14 protein-coding genes are annotated in these 12,057 nt (G+C 45.9%); 9 read left to right on the forward strand and 5 right to left on the reverse strand.

Annotated elements, in window-relative coordinates; translation table 11 throughout:
* Positions 1–98: 98 nt before the first annotated feature.
* Positions 99–1,361, forward strand: a complete 1,263-nt coding sequence (locus P364_RS0123375; protein WP_024632473.1) for an acyltransferase — start codon at positions 99–101, stop codon at positions 1,359–1,361.
* Positions 1,362–1,403: 42 nt separating this feature from the next.
* On the opposite strand, the gene P364_RS35585 is transcribed toward P364_RS0123375, so the two are convergent.
* The gene (locus P364_RS35585; RefSeq protein WP_024632474.1) at positions 1,404–2,138 is read right to left on the reverse strand and encodes a hypothetical protein; all 735 of its coding nucleotides are present in this window, start codon (positions 2,136–2,138) and stop codon (positions 1,404–1,406) included.
* 220 nt (positions 2,139–2,358) lie between these two features.
* Here P364_RS35585 and P364_RS0123385 point away from each other — a divergent pair, with 220 nt between their 5' ends.
* Positions 2,359–3,306 (forward strand): hypothetical protein, encoded by a 948-nt coding sequence (locus P364_RS0123385; protein WP_024632475.1) that lies wholly within the window; start codon positions 2,359–2,361, stop codon positions 3,304–3,306.
* A 54-nt stretch (positions 3,307–3,360) separates the two neighbouring features.
* A complete protein-coding gene (locus P364_RS0123390; RefSeq protein WP_029881242.1) occupies positions 3,361–3,603 on the forward strand; it encodes an NHLP leader peptide family RiPP precursor in 243 nt (80 codons plus the stop codon).
* Between the two features lie 76 nt (positions 3,604–3,679).
* Here the strand turns inward: P364_RS0123390 and P364_RS0123395 are convergent, their stop codons facing one another.
* Both P364_RS0123395 and P364_RS0123400 read right to left on the reverse strand, forming a co-directional pair.
* Positions 3,680–5,581 (reverse strand): sensor histidine kinase, encoded by a 1,902-nt coding sequence (locus tag P364_RS0123395; protein ID WP_024632477.1) that lies wholly within the window; start codon positions 5,579–5,581, stop codon positions 3,680–3,682.
* Between the two features lie 162 nt (positions 5,582–5,743).
* Positions 5,744–6,025, reverse strand: a complete 282-nt coding sequence (locus P364_RS0123400; RefSeq protein WP_024632478.1) for a hypothetical protein — start codon at positions 6,023–6,025, stop codon at positions 5,744–5,746.
* A gap of 146 nt (positions 6,026–6,171) precedes the next feature.
* Here P364_RS0123400 and P364_RS37885 point away from each other — a divergent pair, with 146 nt between their 5' ends.
* From P364_RS37885 to P364_RS0123415, 3 genes are all read left to right on the forward strand, one after another.
* Complete coding sequence (locus P364_RS37885; protein ID WP_173405245.1) at positions 6,172–6,333, forward strand: hypothetical protein; 162 nt, start codon at positions 6,172–6,174, stop codon at positions 6,331–6,333.
* A 127-nt stretch (positions 6,334–6,460) separates the two neighbouring features.
* The gene (locus tag P364_RS37890; RefSeq protein WP_024632479.1) at positions 6,461–6,835 is read left to right on the forward strand and encodes a hypothetical protein; all 375 of its coding nucleotides are present in this window, start codon (positions 6,461–6,463) and stop codon (positions 6,833–6,835) included.
* Positions 6,836–6,870: 35 nt separating this feature from the next.
* A complete protein-coding gene (locus P364_RS0123415) occupies positions 6,871–7,074 on the forward strand; it encodes a hypothetical protein (protein WP_024632480.1) in 204 nt (67 codons plus the stop codon).
* Between the two features lie 172 nt (positions 7,075–7,246).
* Here the strand turns inward: P364_RS0123415 and P364_RS0123420 are convergent, their stop codons facing one another.
* Complete coding sequence (locus tag P364_RS0123420; RefSeq protein WP_024632481.1) at positions 7,247–8,455, reverse strand: MFS transporter; 1,209 nt, start codon at positions 8,453–8,455, stop codon at positions 7,247–7,249.
* A gap of 257 nt (positions 8,456–8,712) precedes the next feature.
* Here P364_RS0123420 and P364_RS0123425 point away from each other — a divergent pair, with 257 nt between their 5' ends.
* The 3 genes from P364_RS0123425 to P364_RS0123440 all read left to right on the forward strand — a co-directional run bounded on the left by P364_RS0123425 (position 8,713) and on the right by P364_RS0123440 (position 11,063).
* Positions 8,713–9,360, forward strand: a complete 648-nt coding sequence (locus P364_RS0123425; RefSeq protein WP_024632482.1) for a peptidylprolyl isomerase — start codon at positions 8,713–8,715, stop codon at positions 9,358–9,360.
* A 492-nt stretch (positions 9,361–9,852) separates the two neighbouring features.
* Positions 9,853–10,110: a YqkE family protein gene (locus P364_RS0123435; protein WP_024632484.1), complete on the forward strand. Its 258-nt coding sequence runs from the start codon at positions 9,853–9,855 to the stop codon at positions 10,108–10,110.
* A gap of 158 nt (positions 10,111–10,268) precedes the next feature.
* Positions 10,269–11,063: an SDR family oxidoreductase gene (locus P364_RS0123440; RefSeq protein WP_024632485.1), complete on the forward strand. Its 795-nt coding sequence runs from the start codon at positions 10,269–10,271 to the stop codon at positions 11,061–11,063.
* Between the two features lie 112 nt (positions 11,064–11,175).
* Here P364_RS0123440 and P364_RS0123445 read toward each other — a convergent pair whose 3' ends face one another.
* Positions 11,176–11,937 carry a YwaF family protein gene (locus tag P364_RS0123445; protein WP_024632486.1) on the reverse strand — a complete coding sequence of 254 codons (762 nt, stop codon included), beginning with the start codon at positions 11,935–11,937 and terminating at the stop codon, positions 11,176–11,178.
* Positions 11,938–12,057 lie beyond the last annotated feature (120 nt).

The following is a 12,057-nucleotide window of genomic DNA, read 5'->3' on the forward strand; positions in this document are numbered from 1 at the left end:
CCGTCTTTTTTTGTACCTATTTCCCCCATTTAATGCAGCCTTAATGTTCAGCATGTACCCTTAAATGATGAATTCCGGTTACAGAAGGAGGATTACACGTGAATAAACCGCGAATCGTGGAATGGACACAACTGCGCGGCCTTGCATTTCTCGCCATTGTGATGCAGCATAACATCGCTGAATATATATATCGCGCCGATATTGAACAACCTGACTCCGTCATGCTGACCATGATTTATCATCTGACTCGTTTTGGTACCCCGACATTCGTCTTTCTGTCCGGTGTAATGCTCTTCTACCATCACAGTCACACCAAACCGGATTACCCCCGGTTTATCCGCAAACGATTTGGAGATATTTATATGCCCTTTGTGGTATGGACGTTCATCTACTGGTTGTTTGTCCGGGTATTTACCCCTGAGTTCTGGCTTTCGGGTATGCCGGACTTCCGTAGTCTCGTTCGTGAACTGTTCCTCCCCCAGACGGGATATCATCTGTGGTTTGTGATTATGGTATTTCAGTTCTATATTTTGTTCCCCCTGTTTCTGGCGGGAGCCAAGTTCATTCAAAGACGTATTGAAAAAGTGACTCGTTTCACCCCGATGCAATCGATTATTACGTTGGTTCTCATAGGAATGGCATTATACACATTGCTTATGAAATGGTCCTACTACGATATGGCAGGATGGACAGCATCTCTGCCACAGCCCTGGGCAGGCCTGCTTCAGTATCGCTCCTATTCATGGATTATGTACTGGTTCTACTTTTTACTGGGTGCAGTATGTGCGTGGTCCGTGGATAGCTGGAGGGGGTGGACTGCGAGGGCATTGCCCTGGATGGTCTGTCTGTTTATCGGAATGTACATCTGGCTTGGATACGATGTGCTGCGGGGATCGGGGGATGTTGTTAACCTGAATATCTCAACCTATCTGAAACCGACGACATTCATTATCATCATGGCTCAGATGTTTATGTTCTATGGGTTCCTTGTATTGCTGCGAGGAAAAGATACCCCATTTCAGCGTCTCCTGACGTGGATTGGCCGATATTCGTTTGGCGGCTATCTTGTTCATGCACTGGTTCTCTACTGCATCGCGTATATTACCCGGCCACTTACACTTACGGGATTGCATCTTCCCGTAACGTTGTTGTCGTTTCTCGTCACCGTGGCGACGGCTCTTGCCATCAGCTGGGGACTTTCCAAACTTCCGGGTTCTCGCTTTACCATAGGATTACAACGGAAGAAGCGCCCAGGTCGTCGCTTGCATCATGCTGTGATTCCCGGCACGGGCAGAACAAGTTCAACCGAGCGCAATCCGTCAGCCAGCGCAAATCGCAGTCCGGAAACCAGCCAGTCTTAGTCGTATAGAAAAAGCGTCTCCCTTGTGGAAGACGCTCTTTTTTTACTTCACTTCTGTAGAAGCGGATTTTCCGGGTACAGGTTCGTGAGGACCAGGGGCTTGGTGTGCATTGCCCTTCTGGTTAACGAATCTTTTCAGGTCACCTGTCAATTGCTCCTTCAGCTTGTCAACCAGCTGCGTTTCGCTGATACCTTTTGCCTGGGCGATCTCAGCCAGGGACTTCCCGCTCTGGAGCTGCTGATGGAGCTGTTCCGGGGTGATGCCGATAAAGCGGGCAATAGCGCCCTTGTCCATCATCGGACGTCTGTTACCATGGTTAGCAAAATCACGTCTTAATTCCCGCAGTGGTGTATTGATTACCTTTTTCAGCTTGGTATCCATACCCGCTTTGGCTGCTGCTGCCTGCTCCTTCGTGAGACAGCCTTCTTCGGCTGCTTTATCCAATCGCTGAGAGAGGGAAGGCTTCAGCTTCTCCAACAATTGATCTTCACTAAGTCCCTTGCGTTCCTTGGCAATCTGAGTCAGCGTTTTGCCAAGCTCCATCTGTTCCTTTAAATCCCGGAGCCCAATGCCAAGCAAATCTGCGGTTTCTCCAATCATAAACAGGCCGTGACCTGCCTGCATACATGGCTTGGTCTGATTCGCGGAGGAGGATGGTGTCGCCACATGATCTTCAACAGATCCATTTGGATCAGCGAATGCCGTATAGCCGGTTGCTGCTGTTATAAATACGGCTGCCAGTCCGGCCGCCATCCATTTCTTCCAATTGTATTTCATTTCTCTTCTTCCTTTCGTATGTCAAAATCCTGTGCTTTCTTAGTTTGAGCCTAACTTCCGCTTTTTTATGCCATAAAAATACAAAATGTCATTGTTTTTTTCACAATTCATCACAAAACCTCCTATTTTTTTCTATTCTTTTCCGGTATACTGAAAGTAACTTCATGATCTAGTCAAATAGTCCTTAATCACTTTATCACGGGAAGGGCGTAACCAAACGATGCGGAGAGAATGGTTTGATCCGTTTAGATCCGATGTGGAGGTGGTGTTCGCTGCGGCAGAGCAGCTGGTACAGAAATATCCTGAACCAATGTCAGAACATGCACTAGAACAAATTCATTTGGTCAATCCTTTGTTACGAGATTCGGGTCACAGCTACATCGGCTACATTATTCCGTTGTGGTTGCAACTCTCGGATGGACTACCTCCAGAGAAAGCACACAAACTGAGTACTGCCTGCCTCATGCATATGTTATATTTTTTGAATCAGGATGAAGTTATGGACGAACGTCCCGAAGATGTGACACTGAAATTGTCACTCGGTAATCTGTATTACGTCGATGCCATCTGTGCCTATTCAGAGCTATTCAGTCTTTCTTCCCCGTTCTGGACGTATTTCAGACAGTATGTCGAGGATTGGGCCATGAGCGTCACCGGTGAGAACTCCATCGATTATTTCAAGAGAAGCCCGCTTTTAATTGCCCAAAAAGCCGCCCCACTTCAGCTTGGAGCTGCTGGCTCACTCCTTCTTTTGGAACAGAAGCATCGCATTACTCCGGTATGTTCTGCCGTCAACATTGCACTGATGACTCTCCAGATGACAGATGACTTTACAGACACGAAACAAGATGCTGTGCATGGAAATTACAACAGCTTCCTCTCCCACATATCCGCAGCACTAGAACATAACTATCCGGTTCATCCTGTAAGCGAACGTGTACAAGACAATGTATACAATACTCAATTCATGAACTCCTATGTAGACATTGCTAAGAAATATAACCTCAGACTAACATCTTCTAACTCGGGTATTTCGCATCTTGAAGCGTTTAATTCCTACTTATGCGACATTCTGGGACAAGCTGTTCAGGACATTGAACAGCACAAAAAAATGCTTCTTCAAGGCGGGTTTCATTACTGGATCAGCGAGAAACAACATTTGTCCTAATCATAATTGAAGAGCTGGTACAGTTGAATTTTAAATATGAAGGGAATGTTGACGATGATGGTATCAGAGAAAACGTTGCACGAGGATATTATTGAAAAGGCCTGGACAGATGAGCACTTCAGACAACAACTGCACTCCAACCCGAAGCAAGCGCTTCGTGAAGCATTTGGCATTGATATTCCTGAGCACGTTCAAGTCCGTACGGTTGAAGAACAACAGAACGACTATGTTCTCGTAATTCCTCCCAATCCATCCAAAGTACAATATGATGTGAATTGCGGACCGTGGAGAAGCTAAACGAATTAGATTGAATATGTGAATTGAATCAGAAGGGGTAGCGAACAAAAAAGCCATTGTACACTTCTGCCGCTCGTCATTCGACGAACGCGGCAAAAGATACAACAGCTTCTGTTCCTACCCCTTTTGTGCTTGTAAAGCTGATCTGCCCATGCATGGCTTCAACGATTCGGAAGGTCACCATCATGCCAAGGCCTGTCCCCTTAATTTTGTTCGAGAAATAAGGCTCACCAAGGCGGACCAACGCTTCCTCATCCATGCCTTCGCCGTTATCTCTAACATGTACCTTAATGACCCCATCCTGGGCATAAGCCCAAATATCAATCTGGCCCTGTCCTTGCAGAGCTTCAATACTGTTCTTAATAATATTAATAAAGGCCTGTTTGAACTTGGAAGAGTTCCCTCTAATCCATAGATCTGGCGGAATGTCGGTTGTTATTTTACCCCCTTCGAGATTAGCCATCGGTACAAGAATACCTTCAATATGGTTAAATTCATCTGCGATATTCAGGGAGATGATATGATCAAACTCTGGTTTGGCGAACGTCAGGAAGTCGGTAATAATGCCGGAAGCCCGATCAAGCTCCTCCAGAGCAATCCGCACGTACCCCTTGTTTTTGTTGTCCTCCTGCTCTGTCATGAGCTGAAGGAATCCTCGTGTCACCTGCAGCGGATTACGAACCTCATGAGCAACCGACGCTGCCAGTTCGCTAATAATCTCCATTTTCTCGGATCGCTGCAATTCATTATTGAACAATTCCAACTCTTTCGAGTATTCAAGCACTTTGGTATGTTTTTCAGCAAATCGGCTTCCCAGTATGGCAATAAGTGAGATAATAAAAGCAACCATCGACCATTTCCACCATATCAGATGATATGTTCCATTACGCTGGTAATACCACAGTAGTTCAGCAACACTGATTAAGGCAAATGTGCCGAATCCTGTAGCCAGCAATAGAGCTTCCCTGCTCCGTTGAAGCGCTTTGGAGATGGTACCGATCATTAAGATGCTTAACAAGATTACGAGAATGAATCCAATCACGTTCTGAACCAACAAACTGTAGAGCATGTCCCATTGACCGCCTGAAATAAAATCGATCATCAGGGCAGCTACAGCTACTCCAGAATAGATGACTTGAAATTTTCTTAGTTTGGTAAAGATGCCATAACGACCTGGTCCGATAATTTGTTCAAAAAAATAACAGAGTGCAGGCATGCCCATGAGCATCGCCAGATCAAACAATACGGAATACAGATTACCGTAAACCTGGTAAAACGTATATAAAAACTGCGAATAGGTGATAATCATCGTTCCGATAGAACCCATCACGATACATAGCGAAATCCACATCCCTTTATGGAACTTGCCTAGGAAAAATGTGCAGCTCAGCATCGTTAGAGCCGTGAATACAAAGGTCGCTCCCAGTATCACATCAAGCAGACCGTTGTGAATGTACTTTTCCTGTAAGGTAGCATAAGACCCAACTTGAACCATTCCGTAGATGCCAAGTCTGCCTTTCTCATTCTCGGACCATATATACAGTTTCCCACCTGAATTCTCACTCGATAAAGGTAACAACACCGCGTTATTATCATAATTGTAATGATAATTCTCATACACCTTACGATCTTCCAGATAGATTACAATGTGATTTCCTTTAATATTCTCAAAACGGATTGCCGAGCTATCTTCGCTTATTACAGGAATGGTCACACGAGTCCACAAGGAACCTGTAGGAGCTTCAACACTGCTGTATTCCAGCTTTTCTGCACCTTGCTTCTCCCAGATCTCCTCCGAACCTTGAACCTCACTGATGAATCCCTGATCGTGCACGTTCCCCCATTTTACTTCCCATCCCGTTATGGATACAGGTCTGTCAACTTCTCCAGCAGTCGCTGAAACGAAGTCATGCGGCAAGCAGAGAATATTCAACATACTTATCCATAAGATGATGATAGCTTTGGGCACATTTTTCATTCACAGCACCTCAAAGTTCTTATTTTCTCTATCCCCAAGTTCTCTCATTTATCATTCGCCACAGTTTAACGTGTCACCTTCTTGGAAGAAAATGAAAATTCACAATTTAGTAGATTTATAGTTTTATTTCCATTTTATTGTTGAAAAAAAGTGTTTTGTCCGTTATTCGCGCAGATCTTCGAACTGGTTCACAATCATTTCGTGCTCTTTCTGTTCGATCTGTGTGCGATACTCCAACCACTGCTCCGTTTCCTCATCGTCATAGATGGTCCATATATCCGAGAAAAGATAGTCCCTCAACTGGACAATCTGTCCTGACCATATCCCGCCTACCCAGAACAGCCCGTCCGGGCGGCGAATAACCGTACGGGAAAACCCGGGCGTAGACGCTTTTTGCCCGATTCGGATTCGAGTGATCATATTCCCCAACGTAAACCAATCCAATTGGAATTCCTCCCTCATATATCCATGTTTCATCATAACATACGCAAAAGATGAAAAGCTGTAAAATTGGTGTGTGCGATTCAATTGTCCCTGCCGGGTGTAATGGTTCCTCAAAGCAAACAATTACCTTTAAGGAGATGATTGCAATGAATGAGCCACACAAAACGGTAGAGGTAGAGCATAAGGATGTCCAGTATAAATCGGATTCAAGTAAGGTTGCTTCCACGTTTATCAAATATGCGGCTTATATCATTATTTTCTTTGGATTCCTGTACTTTCTGGTCAAATATGTATTCCCCAAATTTTAAAGCATATTAAGTTGAATTTGTCATCTGTACATCTTTCACTTTCATCTTGTATTCATATTTAGGGAACACTAGGGAATCCTTCACAAACAACCATCAAATATAATTTCACTGAAACGGAGTGTTACTTATGTCAGACAGACCGATTAGCAATGAAGAGAGTGAACGTTACTACGACCGTTATCAGAGGTCCCGTGATATTCCACTGGAAACCGAAGTCCCTGAAGGTGACATAGACACTTTTGATGAAGTTACCGGAAGACGTATCGAAACCGAAGATACAGTTAACCCACCCATTGTAGCTTTAACGGCTGCAGAAGAACCGGAACTGGAATCACGGACAGCGGAGCCTTCACTCGAATCCGTACCTGATGCTGATCTTATTCAACCGAATAGTCCAGTGGATCCCGCCGCACCCGACCCCAATGCCCTTCACGGAACGGACCTGCTGAACGGTGCCGGAGCGGATGCCAAACCGGAGAACGATATTCCACCACGGCGTTAAATCCTCATGCTACAGCCTGATTAGGAGGTGCAAACATGATGAAGGATGATCACAAACGACACGCACATGAGCCGGAAAATCTGGTAACCGAAAGAGATATTGATCCGAATTTTGGTTTGTTCACAGAAGATTCCTTTCCAGAAGCTCTAGCGGATGAAGATCAGCTTGATGCTGTTGAACATGCCATTCCGAAGGAGAATGTTAACCGGAAAGATTCACATGCATCTGAGGATCAATAGGATCGTATCGCACATTCAATGAGCGTATAGGAAACCTCTTCCCCAAGAGGTTTCTTTTTGTTGTGCTCTTCACAATGATAAAGCGTTCATCCGAAAAAGAGATGGTCACCGTATCTCTACAGTGCCATCCCATTTCTCTGTTATCCGATTAGTCATTTAACAATTTCGTCTACTACGCTAAAGGTTTACCCGATCCCGGCAACCTCTGTTCCAGTCTGGACCATTTCGCCACAATGGCGGTAATCAGCAGCGCAACTCCGTTGATGATAAAAATCCAGCGAATCGGTAACCAGCCACCCAGAACACCACCGATAATTGGCCCCGCCATCGTACCGATCTGGGAAGCCGACTGATTCAGGCTGAATGCTCTTCCCCGGAAGCCGGGTTCAGTCACTTGTACAATCATCGCATTAATCGCCGGGAACACTGCAGCAAAGAACAATCCATACACAAATCGCAATATGCCGAAGCCGATATAACCTGTAGTGAAGAACTGCAGGAGGTTACCAATTGCCCCACCCACAAGGCCAATAATCAGCACTTTGCCATATCCGATTCGCGAACCAATCTTACCCCAGCGCGGTGCCATAATGACCGTAGCTACACCAACTGCGGAGAAAATAATTCCCGAGCTGAGTGAAGCACGATCAGGCTGAATGCCCATTTCCATCACGTACACGGTCAATAATGGCTCCAGAATCATGACGGAGAAGGTACATATACCCATCATGCCAAGCACCGTAATAAACAATCGATTGGCCCGGGCTTCCCGGATGTCATCCATCACATGAGAACGAGCCTTGTTCCGGTTGAAGTTCTCTTCTTTTACCCAGAAAGTTGCAATCAACGCAGAGACCAATACAACGATACTGGAAAATAAAAACGCATTCCGGTTGCCGTAATAAATGCTTACTACCCCGCCAATTAATGGGCCGATTATTCCTCCTGTTGCCCCGGCGGTAGACATGATGCCAAGCGCATACCCCGTCTTCTCTTCCGGTGTGTTCGTACCGACCAGTGCAATCGCTGCCGGTACAAACCCGGCGAGCAATCCCTGAAACAAACGAACCACGATTAGTGAATACGGATCCTGCACAAAATAATTGATCAAATACAAAACCGCAAGGCTGTATCCCGACCGGATCAGCATTGGCTTGCGCCCGTATTTGTCAGCCAGTGATCCCCAGAAGGGAGACACCAGCGCACTAGCCAGAAACGTGATGCCAAAGGCAAGCCCTGACCAGAACTCCAGGTGATTACGAACGCCCAGATCGCCACTCAGAAACAAAGGCAGAAATGGGATGGAGATTGAATAAGCGGTGCTGCAGAAAAACACACCTATCCACAAAATCACCAGATTACGCTTCCACGAGAAGTCCATATACCCGCACACCCTTTCCGTTACTGGACGTCGGGACTGCCGTGTATTGGAGCGGACGGAACAAACCCGTACGTCCCTGACTGCGGAAGCATTTTCCTTATTTTACACCTCTGTAAGCATTTACACCATCTCTTATTACCATAATATTCTGCCTTGCATTGCCATATTATCTGCAAAAACGGTATGATAGTTGAAGGATTATCCGAAAATAATTCTGACTAAATATATTATGCAGAGATGCAAGGGGGAACGTTCTCATGTCTTTTCGGTGGAAAAAAACAACAGCTGTGTCGCTGGTTCTAGCGATGCTGCTTATCGTCATTAGTGGTTGTGGGCGCCCTACAAGCGGCGCGACGGAAACACCGGCTCCAGTGGAACCTACTGGTCCAAATCCAGTTGCCACCATTGAAATGTCGGATGGTCAGAAAATCGTCATTGAGCTCTATCCAGAGATCGCTCCAAACACGGTGAACAATTTTATCTCACTCGCCAATAAGGGTTTCTATGACGGCCTGATCTTTCACCGCGTCATTCCAGGCTTTATGATTCAGGGTGGCGATCCAGATGGCAACGGTAAAGGTGGTCCAGGATATTCCATTAAGGGTGAATTTACATCCAATGGTCACAAAAACCATCTGAATCATACCCGTGGGGTCATTTCCATGGCCCGCACAAATGATTTGGACTCCGCAGGCTCCCAATTTTTCATCATGTTAGCGGATGCTGATTACCTGGATAACGCTTATGCTACCTTTGGCAAAGTCACAGAAGGTATGGATGTCGTTGACGGCATTGCGGCTCAACAAATAGGTGAAAACGATAAACCAGTCACCGATCAAGTAATGAAAAAAGTCACTGTCGACACTCATGGTCTGGAGTATCCAGAACCTGTAAAAATGCCTTAACCTGTGGAACGGAGCGAGTCGTCGTTCTGATTCATCCTATGTAAGACAAACAAAAGCTCTGTCCTGTGCGATTCTCGCCAGGCAGAGCTTTATTTAATGTTAGCGTTTACATAAATGACTTTATAAAAAATGCCCTCTTCTGGCACGATTCTATATGCAGCAGCTCTGCAACCCGCTGTTCTCAATACATCCATCCCATCAAACGTAACCAACCGATGATCGCAATCCATAACGGACAGCTGAAAGCAACACCCCATGCAAGCCCTTTCAGTAAACTGCGGTTTACTTCCACGAACAACGACTCCTTTCTCCAGGGAATAGTCGCAGTATCGGTAATAATATATGAATTTATACCCGTTTTCATTCGTCACGTAACCCTCTATATCCTGCTTTTGTTCCGCCGTTTCATGGAATGGGTTGGGTGAACCTGATATAATATGAATACTGAACGATAATGGAAGCTGATTTATGTTTTTGAAAGGAGATTATTCCATGGCAAAATCCAAAAAACACACCCCTGCTCCCAAAGCAGCACAGGATAAACCGACCACACTAAAGGATCTGCTGAGCAGTGACGTGCTTGAGAAACTGAAAGCACAGGCTGATGAAGCCAAGGCGGCCGAGGCAGACCGCAAAGAGCAGGAACGCCTGCAGGCGGAAGAAGCTCGTAAAGCGGAACAGAAGCGGAAAGATAATGATTTTGAGTACCTGTTGAATAACAGTTCGATGGACTGGAAGAAACATAAATAACTTTGCAGCAATCCAGATTATCATGATATCTACATTACCGATACAGGGCCGTTCAACGGTCCTGTTTTTTTGTATGGTACATATGATTCATCACTCTTTAGTCGGGTATGTAGAGATAGAGAGTATACTGATAATCTATACGATACGGAGGGATCAGGATGACTGAACAACGTTTGCAAGGGAAAGTCGCGATTGTAACCGGAGGTGGCTCAGGAATTGGTCAGGCAACAGCCATTCGTTTCGCTGAACATGGGGCTAAAGTGTTCTTGCTGGACCGGACCCCGGAGAATGCAGAGGAAACCAAAAAGACAATTGAGAGCGCAGGCGGAGAAGCCCACGTCATTGAATGTGATATATCCAAACCGGACAACGTGCAAAAGGCCATCAATCAGGCAGCAGAGCAAGCTGGACAGCTGGATATTGTGTTTGCCAATGCGGGTATCAACGGCACGATGGCTCCAATTGAAACGATGGAACCTGAGGACTGGGATCAGACGATGGGAATTAATATGCGCGGCACGTTCGCAACCGTGAAGTACGCCATTCCCCATTTGAAAGATCGCGGAGGAAGCATTATTATTACAAGCTCCATTAACGGTAACCGCGTATTCTCTGGCATCGGCTTCTCTGCATACGCTTCCAGCAAAGCGGGTCAAACGGCTTTTACGAAGATGGCTGCATTGGAACTGGCCCGTTACAAGATCCGTGTCAACGCCGTCTGTCCGGGAGCCATTGATACGAATATCGATGACAACACCTATCCTTCGGACGATCTAAAAGAAGTACAGATCCCGGTTGAATTCCCGGAGGGGCATGAACACCCGCTCAAGGGTGAACCAGGAACGCCGAAGCAGGTCGCCAATCTGGTGCTCTTCCTCGCTTCCGACGAATCTTCCCATGTGACAGGTACTCGGATCTACGTGGACGGTGCGGAATCTTTGCTCCGTGGATAATACTAATATCAGGCTCAATGAGCAGTCAACAGCCAAACATCCCGCAAACAGACTGGATTTCCAGACTGCTGCGGGATGTTTGGCTTTCCCATTGGTTTGAATTCCCTTTTAACTAGAGCGCTGAACTCTTTCCTCTCTTCACTCGGTTATTCAGCCGCTCCGGAATCGCAAATAGCAGGACGTACATCAGGGAAAACATCACTGCTGCCAACACCTCTTCCCCAAGAATGTACAAGGGATAAGGGCCCAACAGGTCGAGCACTGAAGGGGTATCCGGTTTGTGTCTCAGGAACATATAATTGGCGTCAAGCAGAACATCCACACCGTACACGACCAACGCTGCCACATTCACAAATATCATTGAACCCAACACAGTTCTCCAGCTTGGACGAAGCTGTTCTACCCAAGTCATGTAGAGCAACGCCAGAATAATACAAGCGTGGGCCGTAAAAAATTGAATGAAACGAAAATGGCCATAAGCATAACCAAGATTAGGCGTTACGATTGCCATCAAGGCTCCTGCTATTCCTGCGAACAGCAATGCAGAATGTAGCAGTCGGCTGCGTGTCAATAATAGCAGCGCCGATAATAATAGTGAAAGACTGCATAACTCCAGCGGTAATGAAGTCTGCAGGCTCCACACGCCTCCATACACGTACCATAGTTGAAGCACAATCTCGCAGCCGAACATGACACAGGCTAGAGCAATCCGAAAGATACGGCGTAGGTTGGATGACGATGAACGTAGCCAGTTTCGTAACAGGAACATCAATATAATCAGTGCAGCAATTAGAGCGATCGCCCACAGGTGTGAAGTTGAAAATAGTATAAAAGGTTCCGCATCATAAGGGTCTAGCCACTGGGGATATGCCATTGCGCCTCTTCTCTCCTTCTCATTACACAAACACAATATATCTCTATAATGTTAACTTTTTCATTTTGGCATTGAATGAGTAGACTGTCCAGATGGAATTCTAAATTAGGATTGTATTTT

The organism is Paenibacillus sp. MAEPY2 (assembly GCF_000499205.1).
Taxonomy (GTDB): domain Bacteria; phylum Bacillota; class Bacilli; order Paenibacillales; family Paenibacillaceae; genus Paenibacillus; species Paenibacillus vandeheii.